The sequence below is a fragment of the Shinella sp. genome, assembly GCF_052438155.1.
In the GTDB taxonomy this organism is placed as follows: Bacteria; Pseudomonadota; Alphaproteobacteria; order Rhizobiales; family Rhizobiaceae; genus Shinella.
Genome location: NZ_JBQVPI010000001.1, coordinates 328777 through 351930, shown reverse-complemented (window position 1 = coordinate 351930; position 23154 = coordinate 328777). Strand labels below are relative to the sequence as shown.

At 63.4% G+C, this 23154-nt stretch carries 22 protein-coding genes; 14 read left to right on the top strand and 8 right to left on the bottom strand.

Translation table 11 applies throughout. The features are described 5' to 3' along the window. Nucleotides 1-129: 129 nt before the first annotated feature. The gene (locus ACT6VE_RS01675; protein WP_444796887.1) at nucleotides 130-1032 is read right to left on the bottom strand and encodes a LysR family transcriptional regulator; all 903 of its coding nucleotides are present in this window, start codon (nucleotides 1030-1032) and stop codon (nucleotides 130-132) included. Nucleotides 1033-1136: 104 nt separating this feature from the next. Between ACT6VE_RS01675 and ACT6VE_RS01670 the strand changes: the two genes are divergently transcribed. After that, on the top strand, nucleotides 1137-2135 hold the full coding sequence (locus ACT6VE_RS01670) for an aldo/keto reductase (protein ID WP_444796886.1): 999 nt from the start codon (nucleotides 1137-1139) through the stop codon (nucleotides 2133-2135). A 58-nt stretch (nucleotides 2136-2193) separates the two neighbouring features. Here ACT6VE_RS01670 and ypfJ read toward each other — a convergent pair whose 3' ends face one another. The 3 genes from ypfJ to ACT6VE_RS01655 form a co-directional block, all read right to left on the bottom strand. Next, nucleotides 2194-3135 (bottom strand): KPN_02809 family neutral zinc metallopeptidase, encoded by a 942-nt coding sequence (ypfJ, locus tag ACT6VE_RS01665; RefSeq protein ID WP_444796885.1) that lies wholly within the window; start codon nucleotides 3133-3135, stop codon nucleotides 2194-2196. Between the two features lie 101 nt (nucleotides 3136-3236). Further along, nucleotides 3237-4169, bottom strand: coding sequence for a phosphatase PAP2 family protein (locus ACT6VE_RS01660; RefSeq protein WP_444796884.1), 933 nt, complete (start codon nucleotides 4167-4169; stop codon nucleotides 3237-3239). Between the two features lie 115 nt (nucleotides 4170-4284). Then, a complete protein-coding gene (locus ACT6VE_RS01655; protein ID WP_444796883.1) occupies nucleotides 4285-4803 on the bottom strand; it encodes a DUF2306 domain-containing protein in 519 nt (172 codons plus the stop codon). Nucleotides 4804-4893: 90 nt separating this feature from the next. Here ACT6VE_RS01655 and ACT6VE_RS01650 point away from each other — a divergent pair, with 90 nt between their 5' ends. Together ACT6VE_RS01650 and ACT6VE_RS01645 are read left to right on the top strand one after the other, a co-directional pair. Then, nucleotides 4894-5685 carry a LytTR family DNA-binding domain-containing protein gene (locus ACT6VE_RS01650; protein WP_444796882.1) on the top strand — a complete coding sequence of 264 codons (792 nt, stop codon included), beginning with the start codon at nucleotides 4894-4896 and terminating at the stop codon, nucleotides 5683-5685. Nucleotides 5686-5770: 85 nt separating this feature from the next. Beyond that, entirely contained in the window at nucleotides 5771-6430 is a 660-nt protein-coding gene (locus ACT6VE_RS01645) for a dihydrofolate reductase family protein (protein WP_444796881.1), read from the top strand. Between the two features lie 4 nt (nucleotides 6431-6434). On the opposite strand, the gene ACT6VE_RS01640 is transcribed toward ACT6VE_RS01645, so the two are convergent. Then, entirely contained in the window at nucleotides 6435-7322 is an 888-nt protein-coding gene (locus tag ACT6VE_RS01640; protein ID WP_444796880.1) for a LysR family transcriptional regulator, read from the bottom strand. Nucleotides 7323-7432: 110 nt separating this feature from the next. Between ACT6VE_RS01640 and blaOXA the strand changes: the two genes are divergently transcribed. Next, on the top strand, nucleotides 7433-8239 hold the full coding sequence (blaOXA, locus tag ACT6VE_RS01635) for a class D beta-lactamase (protein ID WP_444796879.1): 807 nt from the start codon (nucleotides 7433-7435) through the stop codon (nucleotides 8237-8239). 152 nt (nucleotides 8240-8391) lie between these two features. Here blaOXA and ACT6VE_RS01630 read toward each other — a convergent pair whose 3' ends face one another. Further along, on the bottom strand, nucleotides 8392-9573 hold the full coding sequence (locus ACT6VE_RS01630; protein ID WP_444796878.1) for an FAD-dependent monooxygenase: 1182 nt from the start codon (nucleotides 9571-9573) through the stop codon (nucleotides 8392-8394). A 43-nt stretch (nucleotides 9574-9616) separates the two neighbouring features. Between ACT6VE_RS01630 and ACT6VE_RS01625 the strand changes: the two genes are divergently transcribed. The 4 genes from ACT6VE_RS01625 to ACT6VE_RS01610 all read left to right on the top strand — a co-directional run bounded on the left by ACT6VE_RS01625 (nucleotide 9617) and on the right by ACT6VE_RS01610 (nucleotide 15001). Continuing rightward, nucleotides 9617-9820: a hypothetical protein gene (locus ACT6VE_RS01625; protein ID WP_444796877.1), complete on the top strand. Its 204-nt coding sequence runs from the start codon at nucleotides 9617-9619 to the stop codon at nucleotides 9818-9820. 50 nt (nucleotides 9821-9870) lie between these two features. Beyond that, nucleotides 9871-13353 (top strand): carbamoyl-phosphate synthase large subunit, encoded by a 3483-nt coding sequence (gene carB, locus ACT6VE_RS01620; protein WP_444796876.1) that lies wholly within the window; start codon nucleotides 9871-9873, stop codon nucleotides 13351-13353. Nucleotides 13354-13672: 319 nt separating this feature from the next. Further along, entirely contained in the window at nucleotides 13673-14149 is a 477-nt protein-coding gene (gene greA / locus ACT6VE_RS01615; protein WP_444796875.1) for a transcription elongation factor GreA, read from the top strand. Between the two features lie 24 nt (nucleotides 14150-14173). Continuing rightward, entirely contained in the window at nucleotides 14174-15001 is an 828-nt protein-coding gene (locus ACT6VE_RS01610) for a glycosyltransferase family 2 protein (protein ID WP_444796874.1), read from the top strand. A 52-nt stretch (nucleotides 15002-15053) separates the two neighbouring features. Here the strand turns inward: ACT6VE_RS01610 and ACT6VE_RS01605 are convergent, their stop codons facing one another. Further along, on the bottom strand, nucleotides 15054-16172 hold the full coding sequence (locus ACT6VE_RS01605) for a glycosyltransferase family 4 protein (protein ID WP_444796873.1): 1119 nt from the start codon (nucleotides 16170-16172) through the stop codon (nucleotides 15054-15056). 144 nt (nucleotides 16173-16316) lie between these two features. Here ACT6VE_RS01605 and ACT6VE_RS01600 point away from each other — a divergent pair, with 144 nt between their 5' ends. Then, a complete protein-coding gene (locus tag ACT6VE_RS01600) occupies nucleotides 16317-17447 on the top strand; it encodes a glycosyltransferase family 4 protein (protein WP_444796872.1) in 1131 nt (376 codons plus the stop codon). 1 nt (nucleotide 17448) lies between these two features. Continuing rightward, nucleotides 17449-18432, top strand: coding sequence for a mitochondrial fission ELM1 family protein (locus ACT6VE_RS01595; protein WP_444796871.1), 984 nt, complete (start codon nucleotides 17449-17451; stop codon nucleotides 18430-18432). On the opposite strand, the gene ACT6VE_RS01590 is transcribed toward ACT6VE_RS01595, so the two are convergent. Continuing rightward, nucleotides 18404-18871: an Lrp/AsnC family transcriptional regulator gene (locus ACT6VE_RS01590; RefSeq protein ID WP_444796870.1), complete on the bottom strand. Its 468-nt coding sequence runs from the start codon at nucleotides 18869-18871 to the stop codon at nucleotides 18404-18406. The two genes, ACT6VE_RS01595 and ACT6VE_RS01590, sit on opposite strands and share 29 nt — an antisense overlap. Nucleotides 18872-19118: 247 nt before the next feature. Between ACT6VE_RS01590 and trxB the strand changes: the two genes are divergently transcribed. The 4 genes from trxB to ACT6VE_RS01570 all read left to right on the top strand — a co-directional run bounded on the left by trxB (nucleotide 19119) and on the right by ACT6VE_RS01570 (nucleotide 23066). Continuing rightward, on the top strand, nucleotides 19119-20093 hold the full coding sequence (gene trxB / locus ACT6VE_RS01585) for a thioredoxin-disulfide reductase (protein ID WP_444796869.1): 975 nt from the start codon (nucleotides 19119-19121) through the stop codon (nucleotides 20091-20093). 113 nt (nucleotides 20094-20206) lie between these two features. After that, nucleotides 20207-21103 (top strand): LysR family transcriptional regulator VtlR, encoded by an 897-nt coding sequence (locus ACT6VE_RS01580; RefSeq protein WP_069058115.1) that lies wholly within the window; start codon nucleotides 20207-20209, stop codon nucleotides 21101-21103. A 505-nt stretch (nucleotides 21104-21608) separates the two neighbouring features. Next, the gene (locus ACT6VE_RS01575; protein WP_444796868.1) at nucleotides 21609-21914 is read left to right on the top strand and encodes an ArsR/SmtB family transcription factor; all 306 of its coding nucleotides are present in this window, start codon (nucleotides 21609-21611) and stop codon (nucleotides 21912-21914) included. 30 nt (nucleotides 21915-21944) lie between these two features. Then, nucleotides 21945-23066 carry an alkene reductase gene (locus tag ACT6VE_RS01570; RefSeq protein ID WP_444796867.1) on the top strand — a complete coding sequence of 374 codons (1122 nt, stop codon included), beginning with the start codon at nucleotides 21945-21947 and terminating at the stop codon, nucleotides 23064-23066. The last annotated feature ends 88 nt before the right edge of the window (nucleotides 23067-23154 follow it).

The following is a 23154-nucleotide window of genomic DNA, read 5'->3' as shown; positions in this document are numbered from 1 at the left end:
GGAATGATCGGCGCCCGGCCGCGCGGGCGAAAACATCAGGAAAAAAGTTCTATTTCACTTTTTTCCGCGAAACAATACGTGAACATCGCAATTTTTTGATGAATCGGATGCGCTTTGTTGATCCTCCCGTCATTCGACCCAGGGATTGGCCTTCACGAAATCCACGAAGGCGCGCAAGGGTGCCGGCATCAGCGTGCGGCTCGGATAATAGAGGAAGGGACCAGAAAAGGTCTGGATCCAGTCCGGCATGACGACCTGCAGCGCACCGGAGGCAAGACCGGGCGCCAGAAACTCCTCGAAGGTGCAGACGATGCCAAGGCCGGCGGCGGCGGCATGCTGCTCCACTTCGTTCGATTCGGAAATCAGGCAGGCGGGCGGCATGATCGATACCCTCTCCTCCCCTCGCTCGAACGCCCAGGTCAGCACGCGGCCGCTTGCGAAGCGGTGCAGGATGCAGCGATGCTGCATCAGGTCGCGCGGATGTTCCGGCACGCCGTGTTCGGCAAGGTAGGACGGGGCGGCGGCCACCATGAAGCGCTGGCGGCGCGGGCCGATCGGCACGGCGATCATGTCCTGGTGCAGCGCCTCTTCATAGCGGATACCGGCGTCGAAACCGGCGGCCAGCACATCCACCAGCGCATCGTTGGAGGCGACTTCCAGCGTGATGCCCGGATAGGCCTTGAGAAACGGCGTGACGATCGGCGGCAGCACGAAGCGGGCGACGATACCCGGCACGTTGAGCCGCAACCGGCCGACCGGGCGATCCCGCAGGCTGTTGACGCCATCGATCGCCGCCTCGACCTCGGACAGCGCCGGCACCAGCCGTTCGAGCAGGCGCTCGCCGGCATCCGTCAGCGTCACGCTGCGCGTCGTGCGGTTGAACAGGCGCAGGTCAAGCCGCGCCTCCAGGCGCCGCATCGCTTCGGAGAGTGCCGAGGCGGAGACGCCGCGCAGTTTCGCCGCCGCGCGAAAACTCTTCACACGGGCGATCGCGACGAAGGCATCGAGATCGGCAAGGGGAATGGCGCTCATTGTTCGGATATCCGCACAGCTTGTCAAACAGAGACCGGATTATCGCACAAAGCCGGACGCGGTAGAAGAGCGTCGACCAGAAGGCAGATCACAGGAGAGACGCCATGAAAACCGTAACCCTCGGCAAGTCCGGCCCCACCGTTTCCACAATCGGGCTCGGCTGCATGGGCATGTCCGGCATGTATGGCCCGGCCGACCGGGCCGAAAGCATCGCCACCATCCATTCAGCGCTCGACGCCGGCATCAACCTCCTCGACACCGGCGATTTCTACGGCATGGGCCACAACGAGATGCTGATCGCCGAGGCGTTGAAGGAACGCCGCCGCGAGGATGTGGTGTTGAGCGTGAAGTTCGGCGCGTTGCGCGGGCCGGATGGAAGCTGGACCGGTTACGATTCCCGCCCGGCGGCGATCCGGAACTTCCTCGCCTATTCGCTGCAACGGCTCGGCACCGACCATATCGACATCTACCGCCCGTCCCGCCTCGATCCGGCCGTGCCGATCGAGGAGACCATTGGCGCGCTCGCCGACCTCGCGAAGGCCGGTTATATCCGCCATATCGGGCTTTCGGAGGTCGGCGCGGAAACGATCCGCCGCGCTGCCGCCGTGCACCCGATCTCCGATCTGCAGATTGAGTATTCGCTGATCTCGCGCGGGATAGAGGACGATATCCTGCCGACCTGCCGGGCGCTTGGCATCCCCGTCACCGCCTATGGCGTGCTGTCACGCGGCCTGATCAGCGGCCATTGGCAGAAGGGTGAGACCGCCACCGGCGATTTCCGCAGCATGAGCCCGCGCTTCCAGGACGGCAATGTCGATCGCAATCTCGCCCTCGTCGAAGCGCTGCGCCGTGTGGCGGAGGAGAAGGGTGCAAGCGTCGCCCAGCTTGCCATCGCCTGGGTAGCGGCACAGGGTGCGGACATCGTGCCCCTCATCGGCGCCCGCCGCCGCGACCGGCTGACGGAGGCGCTCGGCTCCCAGCAGGTCTCGCTCACCGAAACAGATCTCGCCGCCATCGAGGCCGCCATGCCGAAGGACGCCGCCGCCGGCGAGCGCTACCCGGCCGCACTGCTCCTCCATATGGACAGCGAAAAGCACGTTTAAAAACAAAACCCTCCGGCTTTATGGCCGGAGGGTTTCTTCATTTCAGGCAGCGTATCGCTCAGACGTCGCCCTTGAACGTATCGCAGGCATCGACGCGGCCGGTGTCGAAACCGCGCTTGAACCAGCGGCGGCGCTGATCGGAGGTGCCGTGGTTAAAACTTTCCGGCACGACATAGCCCTGCATGCGCTTCTGCAACGTGTCGTCGCCGATCTGGGTCGCGGCGTTCAGCGCCTCGTCCAGGTCGCCGCTCTCCAGCAATCCCTTCTGTTGCGTGTACTTGCCCCAGATGCCGGCGTAGCAATCGGCCTGGAGCTCGACGCGGATCGACATCTGGTTGGCTTCCACCTCGCTCATGCGTTGGCGCTGCTGGTTGAAGCGCGGCAGCACGCCGGTGAGGTTCTGCACGTGATGGCCGACCTCGTGCGCGACGACATAGGCCTGGGCGAAGTCACCGGCCGCATCGAACTTGTTGGCGAGTTCGTCGAAGAAGCTCATGTCGAGATAGACCTTGCGGTCGCCCGGGCAATAGAACGGGCCGGAAGCCGCCGAGGCAAAGCCGCAGGCCGACTGCACCGAACCCGAGAAGAGCACCATCTTCGGCTCCTCATATTTTTCACCGGCCGACTGGAAGATGCCGTTCCAGGTGTCTTCCGTCTCGGCAAGCACCGTCGACATGAAGGCCTTGGTTTCTTCTTCCTGCGGCGACGTTCGTTTGCTGGCACTTTCGGTCTGCTCGAAGCCCGGCATGCTGACCTGCCCGCCGCCGCCCTCGCCCATCACCTGCAACAGGTCGATGCCCATCATCTTCAAGACGAAGTAGACGACGACGAGGAGGACGATCGTGCCGATGCTCATGCCGCCGCCGGCGCGGCGGCCGCCGCCCGTCGGAAGGCGAAACCCGCCATTGCCGCGACCGAACGGATTGCTTCCGCCCGCCGAAGGCCCCGCGCCGCGCTGGTCCTCGATGTTGCTCGACTGTCGACGACCTTTCCATTCCATTGCGAGATCTCCCGTTCGCCCACTGGGCGTTCCTGCGGACAAAAGTGCCCTCAGCTTCCTCAGATAACAGGGACCACTATAAATTCAATGGCGGCAACAGTCTAAGCCGCTGTTGCTGCCGCCGCTTCGCCCGCCCTTTGCACAGGCGAAAGCTTGAACACCGCCGTGACGACAGCAATCGCAGCCGCCGCGACGCCGATACCGGCAATGACATCAACGAGATAGTGGTTGGCGTGCGAAACCGCCGAAATCGCCATCAGGATATTGAGAACAAGGAAGGGATAGCGCAGCGCCCTAACATCCCAGAGCGCCCAGGCACAGAGCGCTGCAACGGCGGCGTGAACGGAAGGGAATGTCAGAATGCCCATCATCTCGGTCAACACGAAGACGAAATCCGGATCGCCGCGCACGCCATTGAACTGTTCGACAAAGGCGAAGCCGAAATGGGCATTGATATTGGTGAGGCTGTCCGCCGCAACATTGTAGACAACATAGGTTCCAAGCGCCGGATACCAGGTCGAAATGAGACTTGAGACCAGGCACAGCAGGCCATAGGCCGTGACCATGGCATAAGCACGCACCGGCTTTCCGAACATGACCAGCAGCACCGGCGTCAGCAGCAATTGCGGTGTAAAGCTCTGGTAGGCGTATTCCAGCACCGTCGCGAGCACGGGGCGAGCATCGACAAAGCCGATGAAGGCACGCCAGTCGAAGCCGAGTGCATTGTCCATGCGGATCAGCGCCTCGTCGGTCACGGGTAGATTGACCCCGATGGCCGCGTAGCTGCACAGGCCGATCGGGATCATCAGAAGAAAGCCGCAGAGGATCGCCTCCAGCGCCACGCGCATCGGCTCCATGCGGCGAAACACGGCATAGAGGATACCGGCTACCGCCGGCAGCACGATCGATTTCAGCAGCACGCCGAAGGAACCATAGTCGATCGCCATACCTTGCAGCCAGACGATCGGAAACGCCACGGCATAGGCGAGTGCCACGAAGGCGAACAGAACAATACGTGCGCGTGCGATGGTCATTCCGGCCCCAACGGCGTCTCGACAAACCCACACCATGAAGGCGCAAACAGGTAAAAAAAGCAGAAAGGCAGGGGCGATTAACCTGCCTTGTCGCAATTTAATCGGCGCCCTTTTGTCAGCGCCGCCGGAATGTCTCGAAACGCTCCAGCCAACCCGCTTCTCGGATCGCAAGCGCACCGGCCGCGACCAGCAGGACGCAGACGAAAGCCGCAGCCACCCCGCTCGCGAGACCCGATATGCCATCGAAGAGCATCGCCCCCATCACGCGGTGCGGCACCAGGGTGAACAGCCCTGCGACGACGATGCCACCGAAATACATGCCGGCGACATGGGCCCGGTGCGCACGGATATCGCGGCGGCGCGCGGCCCGGATCGCGGGGATGCTGCCGACGATGACGTAGACCGAGAGCAGATGGATCGGACTGAAGTTTCCGACTGTCTTCAGATCATGGATGAAGAAGGTCGAAAAACTCGTCAAGACCATCAGCAGCAGCCAGATTTTCCCCAAGAGGCGATGGGCGTGCGTTCCCTTCCGGCGGGCAAGCAGGACGGCGCCCAGCACGGCAGCGGGCAGCACGGTGGCGACATGGAACTGCACGGCGAAGGGGGCGTTGAGAAGCGGTTCGAAGGTCATGGCGGGTCCGGGCAAGGTTGAATTCGGACCCGTCTTCAGCCATTGATCGGACCGCCTCAAACGCTTTGGCCCGAACGGACGGAAAACTTCGTGGAACGCCCCTTCCTGCAATCCGCGCTTCGTGAACTGCAGGTCTTCCTGCGCTCGCCGCGGTTCTGGGCGACGTTCGGCGCGGTCGTGCTGATCTTCTGGGTGACCGGCCCCTATGGCACCGCCGATCGGCTGGCGACCGTGCCGCGCCTCGGCTTCTGGCTGGTGCTGCACGCCGTCGCCTGGAGCATCGCGGTCACCACTCTCGTGCTCGTGAACACGCTGCTCATGCGCCGTGTCCCAAGCCTTGCCGGTCGCATGGCGCTCGGAACGCTCGTGGCCGGGGTGCCGGTGGGATTGGCGACGGAGGCGATCAGCCTTGCGACCTTCGGCGGCGCGGTGACGGTTTCGAGCCTTGCCGAAAGCATAGCCAGCGGCCTTCTCCTCTCAGCCCTGTTCTGCGGCCTCACCTTTATGACGATGAGCAGCAAGGCGGTCGAAACGCTCTCTCCCTCTCCTGCGCCGGCGACGGAAGATCGGACGGAGGTCGCCCTGCTACGCCGGCTGAAACCGGAGAACCGCGGGCCGATCCTGCACATGACCGTCGCCGACCACTACACGGAGGTCACGACGAGCCGTGGGCGCGAGCTGATCCTGCTCCGATTTTCCGATGCCCTGGAAGAACTTGGCGACACGCCGGGGCTGCAGGTGCACCGCTCGCATTTCGTCGCCGACAGCCATGTGGAAAAGCTGCTGCGCGCCGATGGCCGATTGACGATCCTGCTGAAGGACGGGCGGGAAATTCCGGTCAGCCGCAGCCGCGCCGAGGCGGTGCGCGGCCGCTGGGGTTAGCGGAGGAATTTTCGAGCGGTTGTCGGCTGGCGCATCCGCCGATCGTCTCTAGGTATCAGTCCAACAAACCTGCCAGGAGAACCCCATGAGAAAGATCATTGTCGGCGCTTTCGTCAGCCTTGACGGCGTCATGCAGGCACCGGGCGGCCCGGAGGAAGACCCGATCGGCGGCTTCGAATTCGGCGGCTGGGTGGCCCCGCACTTCGACGAAAAGATGGGCGCTTTCATCGGTGAGCTCTTTTCGAGGCCGTTCGACCTGCTGCTCGGCCGCAAGACCTACGACATCTTCGCCGCCCACTGGCCCTATGCGGCGAAGGACGACCCGATCGGCCCGCTCTTCGACCGCATCAACAAATATGTCGCGACCCGCAATCCGGCCTTCAAGACCACATGGCAGAACAGCCATGTCCTCGGCGCCGATGCGATTGCGGCCGTGAAGACACTGAAGAGCGAGGACGGACCGGACCTCCTGACACAGGGCTCCACGGAATTCCTCAAGGCACTGTTCGAAAACGACCTCGTCGACGAGATCCACGTCTCCGTCTTCCCGGTCATCCTGGGCAAGGGCAAGCGGCTGTTCGGCGAAGCGTCCTTCCCGCGCGCGCTGACGCTGATCGAATCGCGCACCAGCGATTCCGGCGTCGTCATGAACAAATATGCCCGCGCCGGCGACGTCGCCACCGGCTCCTTCGAATTCGAGACGCCGACTGCGGCGGAACTGGAGCGCCGCCGCAACCTGACGTGATCGGTTAGCCCAGCCCCTCCTCCGCCACCGTCTGCTGAAGCCATGCGGCGAAGGCGGACATGGCGGGGGTGGCGCTGCGCGATTGCAGACGGGTGAGCCAGTAGCTGCCGAGCACAACACTCGTCTTGAACGGCTGAACGACGGCACCGGCGGACAGCAGTCGGGAAAACATCAATGGCGGCGCGAGCCCCACGCCCGCGCCCTGCAACACCGCCTCCATCATCGCGAGCGACGTATCGAAGACGATGGCGTTCTGCGGCGGCGGGGTGCGCGGCAGGCCGGCCGCTTCGAACCAGCGGGTCCATTCGTCGCGGCGATAGGAACGTAACAGAGTCAGGCCGAGCAGGTCTTCAGGCTCCCTCATATCCCGCGCGACGGCGGGCGTGGCGAGAACAGAGAGCGGCGCGTCGAAAAGCCGGACGGCATCCGTGCCGTGCCAGGCGCCGGCGCCGAAACGGATGGCGAAGTCCAGCCCCTCGGCCGCAAGGTCGACGCGGTTGTTGTTGGTGGAAAGCCGCACCTCCACGAACGGATGGCGCTCACGGAAGGTGGCAAGGCGCGGCAGCAGCCAGCCGACGGCGAAGGTGCCGACGGCACCGACCGTCAGGATTTCCCGCACATGACCGCCGCGAAAACGCTCCACGGCATCCGCCATGCGATCAAAGCTGTCGCGCAGCACCGGCAGCAGGCTTTCCCCCTCGGCCGTGATCATCAGTCCGCGCGGCAGACGCTTGAACAGGACGACGCCAAGCTGTTCCTCCAGGCTCTTCACCTGATGGCTGACGGCCGCCTGCGTGACGTTCAGCTCGATCGCCGCACGCGTAAAACTGAGATGCCGGGCCGAGGCCTCGAAGGCGCGAAAGGCGTTCAGCGGCAGGTATGGCCGAACCATGGCAATGCCCCAATTTTCCTAATGGCTGAGACCAGTATTGATCTTTTGTCAGGGCATCAAAGCATTGCTATCCAGAATGCACAAGCCATTCGAAATTCGAGGAAAACGTGATGAATATCCGTCTTTTTGCGGCCAGCGCCCTGCTGGCCGCCAGCATCAGCGCGCCTGCGCAAGCCCGCATTATTTGTACGATCGTTGCCGATGCGGCAAGCAACGAGGTCATTCTGGAAAAGGGCGATTGCGCAAGCCGCGTCACCCCCGCCTCCACCTTCAAGGTGCCGCTTGCCGTGATGGGCTACGATTCCGGCTATCTGGAAGATGCAAATGAGCCGGTCCTGCCGTTCATGAAAGGCTATCCGGACTGGGGCGGCGATGCCTGGCGCCAGCCGACGACGCCGAAACGCTGGATGGAGTTCTCCGTCGTCTGGTTTTCACAGCGCATCACCGAATTTCTCGGCTACGAGCAGCTGCGTGATTATGCCGATGCCTTCGGCTACGGCAATGCCGACATGACGGGTGACCCCGGCAAGAACAACGGGCTGGAGCGCGCCTGGATCGCCTCCTCGCTGAAAATCTCGCCCCGCGAGCAGATCGAATTCCTCAAGAAGCTGGTGAACCACGAACTGCCGGTCTCCGCCGAAGCGATGGATGCGGCCATGGAGATTATCGAACGGCGCGACATCGCGGACGGCTGGGGCGCACAGGGCAAGACCGGCATGGCCTATCCGCGCAAGGCCGACGGCAATTTCGACTACAACAGACCCTGGGGCTGGTATGTCGGATGGGCACGCCGCGACGAACGCACCGTGGTCTTCGCCCGGCTGGTGCAGGACGAGAAGAAGCAGGAGCCGCGCACGAGCCTGCGGGCAAGGGATAGCATCTTGCAGGAACTGCCGGGAATACTGGCGACGGATTGAGTAGACGCCCGCCCTCGATTCGGGCGGCTTCCCCCTCATCCGCCTGCCGGCACCTTCTCCCCGCTGGGGAGAAGGGGAAAGTCACCAACGCCTCGCTTCCCTTCTCCCCTCGGGGAGAAGGTGGCCCGAAGGGCCGGATGAGGGGGTAGCCCTCAGCGCGGGGGCACCATGCCCATCCCCTTCCGGGCGAGACCCGACAGGTTGAGCGTGAGCTTCCGACGGAAGACCGGCGAAGAGCCGAGAACGCGCAGGGCGAGGTTACGCACGACGCGGCCGAGCGAACTGCGCACGGTCGCGACCTTCGTCAGGCGGCTTGCCAGCTCCAGCACTTCGGCGGCGGCCGGGCGGCGCTTCTCCTCATAAAGGTCCAGCGTCGCTTCCGGTGCCTTGCCGCGCAGCACATCGGCAAGCAATTGCCCGAGCACGACGGCATCGACCAGCCCGGTGTTCATGCCCTGCCCGCCGGCCGGGCTGTGCACATGGGCCGCATCCCCCATGATGAAGAGCGGACCGGAGCGATAGCGCGGGGCGACACGATGGTGCACGCGGAAACGCGAACTCCAGATGACATCGCGCACCCGACCGGGGTTCTGGCGCGGGCCGCGAGCGTCGAGAAGCGCCTGCACGAAGGCGGCGTCGGGCGCTTCCGGGGCCGCCTCGACCGGTGCGACGATGCGGTAGCGGTTGTCCGGCAGCGGCGCGACGACACCCATGCCCTCCGGCGAGAAGAACAACGTCACCTCGTCGTTCAAACCCCAGTCCATGTGCACGTCGGCGAGCACGAAAGATTCGCCGTAGGTCTCGCCATCGAAGGTGATGCCGGCCGCGCTGCGCACCACGCTGTGCATGCCGTCGCCGCCAACGACATAACGCGCCCGGATCGCCCTGGAACCATCCGACGTTTCGAGATGCACTGTCACACCGGTCGAATCGGGCTCGATCGTCGTTGCGGAAACGCCGCGCTCGACATTGCCGCCGAGGCTTACCAGCCGCTCGGCAAGGATCGCTTCGGTCTCGTCCTGCGGGATCATGAGGATCTGGGCGTAGCGCGAGGGCAGCATGGAGAAGTCGAGCTCCAGCAACGCCTTGTCATGATCGCGCAAAGCAAAGCGGGTGAGGACGAGACCCCGCGCCTCGAATTCATCGGTCACGCCGATGCGTTCCAGCACTTCAAGCGTATGCGCATGGATGACGGCGGCGCGTGAGGTGTTCTCGCCGGCGGAGAGCCGATCGACGATGACAGGACGGATACCCGCCTGTTGCAGGGTGACGGCGAGCGCGAGACCGCTTGGTCCCGCCCCGACGATCAGCACATCGGTTTCCTGCGGCAGCATCGTTCACACTCCCAAAATCGACCCGCACTGGGATTTTCCCCGCGTGACCGATTCTCCCTCCAAGAAGACGAAATTTGCCGGCATGTACAAGACTATTCTGGACGCCGCCTGTTTGCCGACGGCAGGATGGTATGCGTCCCTGACTTTTCCTGTCGATGGCTCCATTTTCGGGGTTCCGCTCGCCCCCGCATTTGCCTATAAGCCGCTTCTAGCCTTGAAAGACCATTTTGCGCGCCCGGCCCGGTGAACCCATCACCATGGCCGGTTTTTCGCGCACGCGGAAGAACGGATAGAGAGATGCCCAAGCGCCAAGATTTGAAATCGATCCTCATCATCGGCGCGGGGCCGATCGTCATCGGTCAGGCCTGCGAATTCGACTATTCCGGCACCCAGGCCTGCAAGGCGCTGAAGGAGGAAGGCTACCGCGTCATCCTCGTCAACTCCAACCCGGCAACGATCATGACCGACCCGGGCCTCGCCGACGCGACCTATGTCGAGCCGATCACCCCGGAAGTCGTGGCAAAGATCATCGCCAAGGAACGCCCGGACGCGCTGCTGCCGACCATGGGCGGCCAGACGGCACTCAACACCGCGCTTTCCCTGAAGCGCATGGGCGTGCTCGACCGCTACAATGTCGAGATGATCGGCGCCAAGCCCGCCGCCATCGACATGGCCGAAGACCGCGCGCTGTTCCGCGAAGCGATGGCCCGCATCGGCCTCGAGACGCCGAAGTCGCTGCTGGCCAATGCCACCGAAATCAAGGATGTCGACCGCAGGGCGCATGAGGCCGAGCGCGCCAAGGTGAAGGCGCAGCTTTCCGGCGATGCGCTCGACAAGGCGCTGGACGAGCTGGAAAACCAGTGGAACCTCGGCGAGACCGACCGCAAGCAGCGCTATATGAGCCATGCCATGGCGGTCGGCGCACAGGCGCTGGACACGATCGGCCTTCCCGCCATCATCCGCCCGTCCTTCACAATGGGCGGCACCGGCGGCGGCATCGCCTACAACCGCTCTGAATTCTTCGAGATCGTCAATTCCGGTCTCGACGCCTCGCCGACGACGGAAGTGCTGATCGAAGAATCGGTGCTCGGCTGGAAGGAATACGAGATGGAGGTCGTCCGCGACACGGCGGACAACTGCATCATCATCTGCTCCATCGAAAACATCGACCCGATGGGCGTGCACACGGGCGATAGTATCACGGTCGCCCCTGCCCTGACGCTGACGGACAAAGAATACCAGATCATGCGCAACGCCTCGATCGCGGTGCTGCGCGAGATCGGCGTTGAAACGGGTGGCTCGAACGTCCAGTTCGCCGTCAATCCGGAAAACGGCCGCCTCGTCGTCATCGAGATGAACCCGCGTGTCTCGCGTTCCTCCGCCCTCGCTTCCAAGGCAACTGGCTTCCCGATCGCCAAGATCGCGGCAAAACTCGCCGTCGGCTACACGCTGGACGAGTTGGAGAACGACATTACCGGTGGCGCGACGCCGGCCTCGTTCGAACCGTCGATCGACTATGTCGTGACAAAAATCCCGCGTTTCGCCTTCGAAAAGTTCCCCGGCGCCGAACCGACGCTGACGACGGCCATGAAGTCGGTCGGTGAAGTCATGGCCATCGGCCGCACCTTCGCCGAATCGCTGCAGAAGGCCCTGCGCGGCCTCGAAACGGGCCTCACCGGCCTCGACGAGATCGAAATCCCCGGCCTCAGCGACGGCAACGACAAGAACGCCATCCGCGCCGCCATTTCCACGCCGACGCCCGACCGCCTGCGCATGGTCGCCCAGGCGCTGCGCCTCGGCTTCACGCTCGAAGAAGCACATGAGGGCTCGAAGATCGACCCGTGGTTCCTCGAGCAGCTGAAGGCGATCGTCGACATGGAGGCCCGCATCCGCGAGCATGGCCTGCCGGAAGACGCCGAAAACCTGCGCATGCTGAAGGCCATGGGCTTCTCCGACGCCCGCCTCGCCACCCTCTCGGCCAAGCGCCCGAAGGAAGTCGCGGAACTTCGCAACCGCCTCGACGTGCGCCCGGTCTTCAAGCGCATCGACACCTGCGCCGCCGAGTTCGCCTCGCCGACCGCCTACATGTACTCGACCTACGAGACGCCGTTTGCCGGCGCCACGCGCTCGGAAGCCGAGATTTCCGACCGCAAGAAGATCGTTATCCTCGGCGGTGGCCCGAACCGCATCGGCCAGGGCATCGAGTTCGACTATTGCTGCTGCCATGCCGCCTTCGCGCTGAAGGATGCCGGCTATGAAGCGATCATGATCAACTGCAACCCGGAAACGGTCTCGACCGACTACGACACCTCCGATCGCCTCTATTTCGAGCCGCTGACGGCGGAAGACGTCATCGAGATCCTGAAGGCCGAGCAGACCAACGGCGAACTCGTGGGTGTCATCGTGCAGTTCGGCGGCCAGACGCCGCTGAAGCTTGCCGAAGCGCTCGAAAAGAACGGCATCCCGATCCTCGGCACCGCGCCGGACATGATCGACCTTGCCGAAGACCGTGACCGCTTCCAGAAGCTCTTGCAGAAGCTGGACCTCGCCCAGCCGAACAACGGCATCGCCTATTCGGTGGAGCAGTCGCGCCTTGTCGCAGCCGAAATCGGCTTCCCGCTCGTCGTGCGTCCGTCCTACGTGCTCGGCGGCCGCGCCATGCAGATCATCCATTCGGAATCGATGCTGCAGACCTACCTGCTCGACACCGTTCCGGGCCTCGTGCCGGAAGACATCAAGCAGCGCTACCCGAACGACAAGACCGGCCAGATCAACACCCTGCTCGGCAAGAACCCGCTGCTCTTCGACACCTACCTCACCAACGCCATCGAGGTGGATGTCGACGCGATCTCCGACGGCAAGGACGTCTTCGTCTCCGGCATCATGGAGCACATCGAGGAGGCCGGCATCCACTCGGGCGACTCGGCCTGCTCGCTGCCGGTCCACACACTGTCCGACGAGGTCGTCGACGAGCTGGAACGCCAGACCAAGGCCATGGCGAAAGCGCTCCACGTCGTCGGCCTGATGAACGTTCAGTTCGCCATCAAGGACGGCACGGTCTACGTGCTCGAAGTCAACCCGCGCGCCTCGCGCACCGTGCCCTTCGTGGCAAAGACCATCGGCGCGCCGATCGCCAAGATCGCCGCCCGCATCATGGCGGGCGAAGCGCTCGACGTGGCGATCGCAGCCTACGGCAGCAAGCCCGATCCGCGCAACCTGCCGCACATCGCGGTGAAGGAAGCCGTCTTCCCCTTCGCCCGCTTCCCCGGCGTCGATATCCTGCTCGGCCCGGAAATGCGCTCGACCGGCGAGGTGATCGGCCTCGACACGAACTTCGCCATGGCCTTCGCCAAGGCCCAGCTCGGCGCCAGCGTCGATCTGCCGCGTGACGGCACCGTGTTCGTCTCAGTGCGCGACGAGGACAAAGACCGCGTCCTGCCCGCTATCCGCATCCTGACCGAAATCGGCTTCAGGGTGATGGCAACCTCCGGCACCGCCCGCTTCCTCGCGGAAAAGGGCATCGAGGCGATCAAGATCAACAAGGTGCAGGAAGGCCGACCGCATGTCGAGGACGCCATCCGCAACCGCCAGGTGAGCCTCGTCATCAACACGACGGACGGCAACAAGGCGATCTCGGACTCGAAGTCGCTCCGCCGTGCCGCCCTCATGCAGAAGGTGCCCTACTACACGACCATGGCCGGCGCGCTCGCCGCCGCCCAGGCCATCAGGGCGCTGAAGCAGGGCCAGTTGGAAGTGCGGCCGCTCCAGTCGTATTTCTGAGGCCTGCCCGTTTCTCCTTGTAAAGCAGCAAAAGCCGGGCGACCTTCGCCCGGCTTTTCTTCTTCCGCGGTCTTGCAGAGCAATCGCCGCATCGTGCACGCAAGCCGCGAGATCCGGCGCGATCTGCGACGGAGGATTGTTCGGCCATCTGTGGGCGGATGCTGCCCTGCGGCGAAAATACTGGCTTTCGGCTGCCGCAATCTGCTATAAGAATCGTTCAAATGCTTTCGACGGTTCCGGGGATTCTTCTCCGGGGGCCGTTTTCTTTTGCGTTCGCGCGGGCGGGAGCCTGGCGACGTGGGCTGAAGGACGGGATAAAATGGTTGAAAAGGTACCGATGACTCACGGCGGTTTCGTCAAGCTGCAGGAAGAACTGCGCTGGCGTCAGCAGGAAGAGCGTCCGCGAATCATTGAGGCGATTGCCGAAGCGCGCGCCCATGGCGACCTGTCGGAAAATGCCGAGTATCATGCCGCCAAGGAAGCTCAGAGCCACAACGAAGGCCGTGTCGGCGAACTTGAAGACTTCGTCGCCCGCGCGGAAGTCATCGACCTTTCCAAGATGTCCGGCTCGACGATCAAGTTCGGCGCCAAGGTCAAACTCATGGATGAGGACACCGAGGAAGAAAAGGTCTACCAGATCGTCGGCGACCAGGAAGCCGACGTGAAGCAGGGCCGCATCTCCATCTCCTCGCCCATCGCCCGCGCGCTGATCGGCAAGGAAGTCGGCGAATCGATCGAAGTGAACGCGCCCGGCGGCTCCAAGGCCTACGAAATCCTCGCCATCACCTGGGGATAAGCCAGCCACGCGGGGCGAAAGACCATGGTCGGGAACAGTTTGGCCGCTGACAGGAAACTCCCTCTGTCGGTCTTCATCATTTGCCAAAATGAAGTGGAACGGCTGCCGCTTGCGCTGGCAGCCGTGCAGGATCTTGCCGACGATATCGTTGTCGTCGACAGTGGCAGCACCGACGGCACGATCGAGGTGGCACGGTCGTTTACCGACCGTGTTCATCACAGGGACTGGGAGGGGTACGGCCAGCAGAAGGTCTATGCCGAAGGGCTGTGCCGGAACGACTGGATCCTCAACATCGATGCCGACGAGATCCTGCTCGATGACGTCAAAGCCAGCATAAGGGCCATCTTCGAGACACCGGAGGCAGAACGCCCTGCCGCATATTCCCTGCGCATCCGCCATGTCGCGATGTCAGCCCGCTCCCTGCGCCCCGGCCTGTTCAATCCCACCAATGTGACGCCCCGCCTCTACGACCGCCGGCGTGCCGGTTTCAAGGACAGTGCGGTGCATGACAAGGTCATCATAAGGGACGGCAGCAAAGCCGTTACCCTCAAGGGCGACGTCGCGCATATTTCACTCAAGTCCTATATGCATATCTGGGAAAAGACAGGTTCCTATTCCAGGATGTCCGCCGAGGAACGGGCAAGGAAGGGACATAAACCGCCGCTCCTCCTCATCGTTGCCGATCCGCTCTGGTTTTTCTTCAAGAATTACATCATCCGACGCCTGTTTGCCGTCGGCTTGGAGGGGTTCGTCATCGCGACCATCCTCAGCGCAGGGCGCGCCCTGCGTCTCGCTCTCACGCGCGAGATCGTTCGCAAGCAAGAAAGCGCGAAACAATCCTCGGATCGATGACGGCATCGCCCAAGCGCGACACTTCGTACCCTCGAGATGAAGCCGGCTTTCCTTAGCCTGCCGAGACGCCGAGATCCTTCTCCAGCGCGGCCACTTGCGTGGACCAACCCGTCTCCGCGGCAGCCTTGCGCGCGGCGTCCGACATGACCGAACGCCGCTTATCGTCATCGACAACCGAGGCGATCGCAGCAGCGATCGCAGCGACATCCTGCCCATCGACAAGAAGGCCCGCATCTTCGTGACGCAGCACATCGCGCGCGCCACCCGAAAGACCGCCAATAATGGGCAATCCGCACTGCGCCGCCTCCAGATAGACCATCCCGAAGCCTTCCTCCCGGTCGCCGACCCGCCGGGTCGGCATGACGAACAGGTCGGCGCTCTCATAAAGTGCCGTTTTCCGCCCACCCGTAACAGGGCCGGCAAACACCACCCGGCGCTCAAACCCGGTTTCCACTACCAGGGACTGGAGACGCGGCAGGTCGTTTCCCGGACCGGCAACGATGTAGCGAATATTGGGGTGCTGCTCGACAAGATGGCCAAGTGCCAGAATCGTATGATCAACGCCCTTCAGCGGTTCAAGGCGCGCAAGGGACAGCAGTTTCGGGCTGCCGCCGGCCCAAAGGCCTTCCGCCCACGCCCGGTCCTCGGCTGAACTTGGCACAAGCTCCTCAACCGGTGGCGAACGCACGACGACCGCTTCCGAATCGCGGTAGCTCTTCACCCGGTCTGCCGTGAATTGCGAGACAGCGACAACCGTTCCGATGCGCGCGAGGGCACCGGCAATCCGCCGCGCCTTGGACCCGCTCGGCGTCTGCGGGTACTCGTTGCCATGGGCAAAACAGACGATGGTCGCGTCGCCGGCCGGCGCGCCGCTGCGCACCAGCGTTTCGACGCTCTTCCAACTGTCGGCCAGCACGGCCTGGACGGTTCCGCTTCTCAGAAGATGGCGCAGCGCCCTGGCCTTGCGCCACCGGCGCAACGGCTTCCAGCCGCCAAAATACTGCACAGCCCCAAAACACCTTGAGTCATCGACGCGTCCCTTATGCCCATCAGCCAGGACGACGACGTGGTGGCCCTGCGCGACAAGCGCCGCCGCCGCGCCACCCATCAAATTCTCGATTCCGCCGATCGCCGGGGGAAAGCACTGTGTGACGACCACTATCATTTTCATCATTTCTCGGGCAAAAGTCGCACTTCGGTCCGCAGGCGATACCTGTCTCGCAACCGGGAGAATACATGGCTCCTATGGACCGATATTCAAGCAGTGGCAAGAAACATGCATACATCTCAAAGTCTCCCGAAGCGGCCCGAAACCATGAAGGTCCTGCAACTTCTTCCCGCCCTCGGCGATGGCGGCGTGGAGCGCAGCGCGGTGGAAATGGCGGGCCATCTTGGCGCGCTCGGCCTGCCCAACTGGATTTCCAGTGCCGGAGGCCCTCTGGTGGCCGCGGCGGAAGCGGCCGGTGCGAAGCACGTCACCCTGCCTGTCGGGCGAAAGTCGCTGTTCTCTGCCGTTTCGGCGGCGCGCGCCATCGCGCGTCTGGTCGATCAGGAAGACATCGATATCATCCATGCCCGCAGCCGTGTGCCGGCCTGGGTCGGGCTTCTGGCGCGTCGCCTTGCCCGAAGGCCGGTGCGCTTCGTCACGACCTTCCACGGGGTCTACGGTCACGGCAATGCCCTCAAGCGCTTCTACAATGGCGCCATGCTGCGCGCGCCGCTCGTTATCGCAAACTCGCAGTTCATTCGCCGCCATATCGTCGAGGTCTATGGCTTCCCCGAGGCACGTGTGATCGTCGCACCGCGCGGTGTCGAACCGTCGCTCTTCGAGCCCGCGGCCATTTCGGCCGAAACGCGGGCGGCGCTGCGCGCAGAGCTGGGCGCCGTGGGCGATGGGCCGCTGGTGGTGATGGTCGGCCGTATCACGCGCTGGAAGGGGCACGCTGTCCTTTTGGAGGCCGTCTCCCGTCTCGGCCGGCCGGATGTTCGCCTGGCCTTCGCCGGAAGCGGATCCGACACGCTAATTGCCGAATTGCAACGTGAGGTGACGCGCCTCGGCCTTGATGGCCGCGTCGCCTTTGCCGGAAGCCGGCGGGATGTGCCGGCCATTCTCGCCGCTGCCGATCTCGCTGTATCCGCCTCGACCGAGCCCGAAGCCTTCGGCCGGGCCGCCATCGAGGCGCAGGCGATGGGCACGCCGGTCATCGCCACCGATCATGGTGGCAGCCGCGAAACCGTCCTGCCGGGCGAAACCGGCTGGCTTGTGCCGCCCGGCAATGTTGCCGCCCTGGCAACCGCCCTGAGCGACGCGCTCGCCGACCCGGATCGGCTCGCGGCGATGGGGCAGCGTGGCCGCGAACATGTCCTGGCGAATTTCACGACGGCGCAAATGCTGGAGAAGGAATTCTCCGCCTATCAGAGGCTGATGGCGGAGCCACAGCGCTGAGATGGCGGCGAGCGCCCCTCCCAGCGTGTGGGTCCTCACAGACGGCAAGGCCGGCGACGAGCAGCCGCTGATCGGGCTTGCCGAGGCCATGGGCGCAACGCCCGTTCTGCGCCGCGTCGCACCGCGCCGCCCCTTCGCTTGGCTGATGCCCTGGGGGCCGATCGATCCCAAGGACGCACCGGAAAAGCCCGACTCGCCGCTTGCCCCACCGTTTCCGGATATCTGCCTTGCGACGGGCCGGCGGGCCGTGACCTATTTGAGAACGCTGAAATCCCTGTCGCCGACGACCTTCTGCGTGCTCTTCAAGGATCCGCGCATGCGGCGGCATAAGGCGGACCTGCTCATCGTGCAGCAGCACGATGCACCCCGGGGCGAGAACGTGCTCGTCGTCACGACAGCTCCGAACCGGATGTCGCCAGAGCGCCTGGAAACGGCACGCCACGCAATGGCCGACAGGCTTGCTTCCCTGTCCCAACCAAGGGTTGCCGTCCTCATCGGTGGCGACAGCCGTCACCACCAGTTTTCCGAGGACGATGTAAGACGTCTCCTCAACGGCCTTGAGGTGAAGCTGGATGCCGGAAACGCCTTAATGATCACGGCCTCGCGCCGGACGCCAGCGCCGCTCGCAATGGCCCTTGCCGACCTCGCCAAGCGGCCGAACGTGCTCTTCTGGGATGGCACGGGCGACAATCCCTTGCTCGCCTATCTCGCATGGGCCGATGAAATCGTCGTCACCGCGGATTCGACCAACATGGTGGGCGAAGCCGCCGCACTGGGCGTTCCCGTACAGGTTTTCCACCCCTCGGGTGGGCACGCGAAGATCGGCCGGTTCCTTGCGGCACTTTCGCAGGAAGCCGCCATAGGACGTTTTCCCGAGGCGCCCGCCACCGGCCGGTACACCCCGGTCAATTCGACACCGGGGCTCGCGCGCGACATCCTCGCCCGTTGGCAGGATGTCAGAGTTCGACCAGCCCGACCTTCTTGACCTGACGGATCGTCAGCATGGTGCGCACGGTATCGACCTGCGCATTGGCCGTCAGTTCTTCTATGACGAAGTCCTGGAAGCGGGTGAGGTTTTCAGCGACACAGTGCAGCAGGAAATCGCTGTCACCGGAGACCATCCAGGCCTGGCGAACCATCTGCCATTCGCCGGTCGCCGCCGCGAAGGCCTTGAGGTTCGCCTCCGACTGGTGCTTGAGACCAACCATGCAGAAGGCGACGAGATCGTAGCCAAGTGCCGGCGCGTTCAGCAGCGCGGTGTAGCCCTCGATGATGCCTTTCTCCTCCAGCTTGCGCACGCGGCGCAGGCAGGGCGGTGCGGAGATGCCGGCGCGCGACGCAAGCTCCACATTGGTCATCCGGCCATCGGCCTGAAGCTCTTTCAGGATACGGATGTCGATGGCGTCGAGTTCGGCACGAAACATGGGAATTTACAGACCTTTCGGGAAAGCGACCGGAAGTGACCCGAATCGCCGCATCAGCGCAACATTGTTACCGCAAGAGGCACAAATATGTCACGCGGGATCGCTTGCCTGTTGGCAAAGCGCAGCGCGCACTTGAAACTCGGTGCACTCCCTTCATAAATGGATATTGAACAACGAACATTGGCCGAGCCATGCGCGGGATCGCGCGGTCGGCCCATTGGGGCCTGATGCCCCGGAAGGAACGACCATGTCCGCCCGCCACGTCAAGGTGCTGATCATAGGCTCCGGCCCCGCCGGCTACACCGCCGCCATCTATACCGCCCGCGCCATGCTGGAGCCCGTGCTGATTGCCGGCATGGAACAGGGCGGCCAGCTGATGATCACCACGGATGTGGAAAACTACCCGGGTTACGCCGATCCGGTTCAGGGCCCGTGGATGATGGAGCAGATGCTCAAACAGGCCGAGCATGTCGGCGCCGAGATCGTCAACGACCTCGTCACCAATGTCGACATGAGCGTGCGCCCGTTCCGCGTCTCCACCGACAGCGGCACCGAATGGACGGCCGATGCGCTGATCATCGCCACCGGCGCCAAGGCCAAGTGGCTCGGCATCGACACCGAACACAAGTTCATGGGTTTTGGCGTGTCGGCCTGTGCCACCTGCGACGGCTTCTTCTACCGCAACAAGGACGTCATCGTTGTTGGCGGCGGCAACTCGGCCGTCGAGGAAGCGCTGTATCTCTCCAACCTTGCCAAGACCGTGACGGTCGTGCACCGTCGCGACGGCTTTCGCGCGGAAAAGATTCTCCAGGAGCGCCTGTTCGCCAAGGAGAACGTCAAGATCGTCTGGGACCACGAGGTGGTCGAATATCTGGGCACGGACCCCAAGCCGCCGATGCCGGCCTCTGTCAACGGCGTGAAGCTGCGCAACGTCAAGACCGGAGAGACGCGCGACGTCGCCATCGACGGCGTGTTCGTGGCGATCGGCCATGCACCGGCGGTCGAACTCTTCAAGGGCAAGCTGCGCCAGAAGCCGAACGGCTACCTTTGGACGGCGGCCGATTCCACGGCGACGGACGTGCCCGGTGTTTTTGCCGCAGGCGACGTCACCGACGACATCTATCGCCAGGCGGTTACGGCCGCCGGCATGGGCTGCATGGCGGCCCTCGAAACCGAAAAATACCTTGCAGGTCATATGCCTGTCGCAATTGCGGCCGAGTAGAAGCCGCCAACTAAGGGCGGCGGATTCGATCCGACCGCCCACGTGGGAACAGCAAGATCAGCGACCAGGCGGGAAGCGAGCGCTCCCCGCCTCACAGACATATGGGGGATAGGATGGCGCTCGACTGGGACAAGCTGCGGATTTTTCATGCCGCGGCCGAGGCGGGCTCGTTCACGCATGCGGCGGACAAGCTGCATCTTTCACAATCGGCCATCAGCCGTCAGGTAAGTGCGCTGGAGCAGGATGTCGGCATCAAGCTCTTCCATCGCCATGCCCGCGGCCTGATCCTCACCGAACAGGGCGAAATCCTCTATCGCACCGCGCACGACGTGCTGATGAAGCTGGAAAGCGTGCGTGTCCAGCTCACCGAAAACACCGAAAAGCCAAGCGGCAAGCTGCGCATCACCACCACGGTCGGTCTTGGCCAGGGCTGGCTGACCGACAAGGTGCAGGAGTTCCTGGCGCTTTATCCCGACATGCAGGTGCAGCTCATCCTCGACAACGAGGAGCTGGACGTGAACATGCGCCATGCCGATTGCGCGATCCGGCTACGGGAACCGCAGCAATCGGATCTCATCCAGCGCCGGCTGTTCACCGTGCACATGCATATCTACGCGGCGCCCTCCTATATCAACCGCTACGGCGAGCCGCAGTCGATCGACGACCTCGACAACCACAAGATCATCACCTTCGGCGAACCGGCACCCAACTACCTGCTCGACGTCAACTGGCTGGAAATCGCCGGTCGCGATTCGGACAATCCCCGCCCCTCCGTCTTGCAGATCAACAGCCAGACCTCGATCAAGCGCGCCTGCCTGCTCGGCATCGGCGTCGCGATGCTGCCGGACTATATTGTCGGGCGCGACCCGGGACTTCTGCAACTGCCCGTCAGTGCGGACATTCCCTCCTTCGACACCTATTTCTGCTATCCGAGCGAGATGAAAAACTCCGCCAAGCTCAAGGTTTTCAGGGATTTCATCGTCGCCAAGGCGCGCAACTGGAACTTCTGAAAAGGCCGTTTTCAAAGACCTGCGCCTCATGCATGGCTGACATGCACATTGAATCATTGATGTATGCCCAAAAAACCATCATATCGCACGCAGCTGATGCATTTTGGTGGCTTTTTCCTCCCAGTGCCACCGCACCAGCTGTTCCCCTCTGGAGGTTTTATTACCTTCAAAACTATAAAGGGCCCAAGTTCATCTTGCGGCCCTCTTTTTTTGCCTTTCGTTAACCAAGACAAAATTTTCAACATTTCCGCAAAACTTGGCACGCGCTTCTCTTGAAGAAATGCCGCCCCTCCCCCATATTTATAACAGCCAGCGCACCTGCGGTCTTTCTCCTCCCAGTGCCGCGCGTTGGCTGTTCCCCTCTGGAGGTTTTTTGACCTTCAAACTTGCAGGGCCCAAGCTTCGCTTGTGGCCCTCTTTTTTTGCCGACACCCCTTGTATCGGCCATTGGCGAACCCAATATCGACGTTAACCGATATATACATCGCCGGACCCCGATAGACAGATGACGACGCTCGACACCGACGAAATCCTGAAAGCCCTCGCCCATCCCAAGCGGATCGAGATCCTGGCCTGGCTGAAAGACCCGCAGGTCCATTTCGCCGGCCAGGAGCATCCGCTGGAGTTTGGCGTCTGCGCCGGCCAGATCGAAAAGCGCTGCGAGCTTTCGCAGTCCACCGTTTCCGCCCACCTTGCCACCCTCCAGCGCGCCGGCCTCGTGACGACGCGCAAGGTCGGCCAGTGGGTGTTCTTCAGACGCGACGAAGACAAGATCGCGGCCTTTCTCCACCACATCAACCGCGCCCTCTAAGCGCACTCCCAGCCAGAAGAAGGACTATCCATGACCTCGCTCTTCGACCCTCTCAAGATCGGCGACATCCAGCTTGCCAACCGCATCGTCATGGCGCCGCTGACGCGCAACCGCTCCCCGGGTGCGGTACCGAACACGCTGAACGCCGCCTATTACGAGCAGCGCGCCTCGGCCGGCCTCCTGATCACCGAAGCAACCGCCATCTCCCACCAGGGCCAGGGCTATGCCGACGTGCCGGGCCTCTACAAGCCGGAAGCCCTTGAAGGCTGGAAGCAGGTGACCGACGCCGTGCACAAGGCCGGCGGCAAGATCGTCGTGCAGATGTGGCATGTCGGCCGGATCTCGCATGACACGCTGCAGCCGAACGGCGGCAAGCCGGTCGCCCCGTCGGCGCTCCGCGCCAAGTCGAAGACCTATCTGATCAATGCCGATGGCACGGGCAGCTTCGCCGAGACCTCCGAGCCACGCGCTCTGGAAAAGGATGAGCTTCCAGGCATCATCGAAGACTATCGCCGTGCCGCCCGCGCTGCCGTGGATGCCGGTTTCGACGGCGTCGAGATCCACGCCGCCAACGGCTATCTGCTCGACCAGTTCCTGCGTTCCGGCAGCAACGAGCGCACCGACGAATATGGCGGCTCGATCGAAAACCGCGCCCGCCTGCTCTTCCAGGTCGTCGATGCCATCACCAAGGAGATCGGTGCCGGCCGCACCGCAATCCGCATCTCGCCGGTGACGCCGGCCAACGATTCCTCGGATCCGAGCCCGCAGCCGCTCTTCACCTATGTCGTGGAAGGCCTCGCCAAATACGACCTCGCCTATATCCACATCATCGAAGGCGCGACCGGCGGTCCGCGTGATCACCAGCAGGGCGACGCGCCGTTCGACTATGCGGCACTGCGCGCAGCCTATCAGGCTGCCGGCGGCAAGGCGGCCTGGATGGTCAATAACGGCTACAACCGCGAACTCGCCATCGACGCCGTGGAAGAAGGCAAGGCCGACCTCGTCGCCTTCGGCAAGCTCTTCATATCCAACCCGGACCTCGTGGAGCGCCTGAAGAACGACACCGTGCTGAACCCGCCGGACCAGGCCACCTTCTACGGCGGCGGCGCCAAGGGCTATACGGACTATCCGGCCCTGGAAAACGTCGCCTGATCAACTGAGCGTCGGGGGGGGGGGGGAACAAGAAATCCCACGAAAACCGGGAAAAATAGCGAAAAAGTGGGGGGGGTGGATGTATAAA

Excerpts from the sequence above, each read along its gene's own strand:
- ACT6VE_RS01675 (WP_444796887.1), bottom strand. The coding sequence starts at position 1,032 with ATGAGCGCCATTCCCCTTGCCGATCTCGATGCCTTCGTCGCGATCGCC.
- ACT6VE_RS01670 (WP_444796886.1), top strand. The coding sequence starts at position 1,137 with ATGAAAACCGTAACCCTCGGCAAGTCCGGCCCCACCGTTTCCACAATC.
- ypfJ (WP_444796885.1), bottom strand. The coding sequence starts at position 3,135 with ATGGAATGGAAAGGTCGTCGACAGTCGAGCAACATCGAGGACCAGCGC.
- ACT6VE_RS01660 (WP_444796884.1), bottom strand. The coding sequence starts at position 4,169 with ATGACCATCGCACGCGCACGTATTGTTCTGTTCGCCTTCGTGGCACTC.
- ACT6VE_RS01655 (WP_444796883.1), bottom strand. The coding sequence starts at position 4,803 with ATGACCTTCGAACCGCTTCTCAACGCCCCCTTCGCCGTGCAGTTCCAT.
- ACT6VE_RS01645 (WP_444796881.1), top strand. The coding sequence starts at position 5,771 with ATGAGAAAGATCATTGTCGGCGCTTTCGTCAGCCTTGACGGCGTCATG.
- ACT6VE_RS01640 (WP_444796880.1), bottom strand. The coding sequence starts at position 7,322 with ATGGTTCGGCCATACCTGCCGCTGAACGCCTTTCGCGCCTTCGAGGCC.
- blaOXA (WP_444796879.1), top strand. The coding sequence starts at position 7,433 with ATGAATATCCGTCTTTTTGCGGCCAGCGCCCTGCTGGCCGCCAGCATC.
- ACT6VE_RS01630 (WP_444796878.1), bottom strand. The coding sequence starts at position 9,573 with ATGCTGCCGCAGGAAACCGATGTGCTGATCGTCGGGGCGGGACCAAGC.
- carB (WP_444796876.1), top strand. The coding sequence starts at position 9,871 with ATGCCCAAGCGCCAAGATTTGAAATCGATCCTCATCATCGGCGCGGGG.
- greA (WP_444796875.1), top strand. The coding sequence starts at position 13,673 with ATGGTTGAAAAGGTACCGATGACTCACGGCGGTTTCGTCAAGCTGCAG.
- ACT6VE_RS01610 (WP_444796874.1), top strand. The coding sequence starts at position 14,174 with ATGGTCGGGAACAGTTTGGCCGCTGACAGGAAACTCCCTCTGTCGGTC.
- ACT6VE_RS01605 (WP_444796873.1), bottom strand. The coding sequence starts at position 16,172 with ATGAAAATGATAGTGGTCGTCACACAGTGCTTTCCCCCGGCGATCGGC.
- ACT6VE_RS01600 (WP_444796872.1), top strand. The coding sequence starts at position 16,317 with ATGAAGGTCCTGCAACTTCTTCCCGCCCTCGGCGATGGCGGCGTGGAG.
- ACT6VE_RS01595 (WP_444796871.1), top strand. The coding sequence starts at position 17,449 with ATGGCGGCGAGCGCCCCTCCCAGCGTGTGGGTCCTCACAGACGGCAAG.
- ACT6VE_RS01590 (WP_444796870.1), bottom strand. The coding sequence starts at position 18,871 with ATGTTTCGTGCCGAACTCGACGCCATCGACATCCGTATCCTGAAAGAG.
- trxB (WP_444796869.1), top strand. The coding sequence starts at position 19,119 with ATGTCCGCCCGCCACGTCAAGGTGCTGATCATAGGCTCCGGCCCCGCC.
- ACT6VE_RS01580 (WP_069058115.1), top strand. The coding sequence starts at position 20,207 with ATGGCGCTCGACTGGGACAAGCTGCGGATTTTTCATGCCGCGGCCGAG.
- ACT6VE_RS01575 (WP_444796868.1), top strand. The coding sequence starts at position 21,609 with ATGACGACGCTCGACACCGACGAAATCCTGAAAGCCCTCGCCCATCCC.
- ACT6VE_RS01570 (WP_444796867.1), top strand. The coding sequence starts at position 21,945 with ATGACCTCGCTCTTCGACCCTCTCAAGATCGGCGACATCCAGCTTGCC.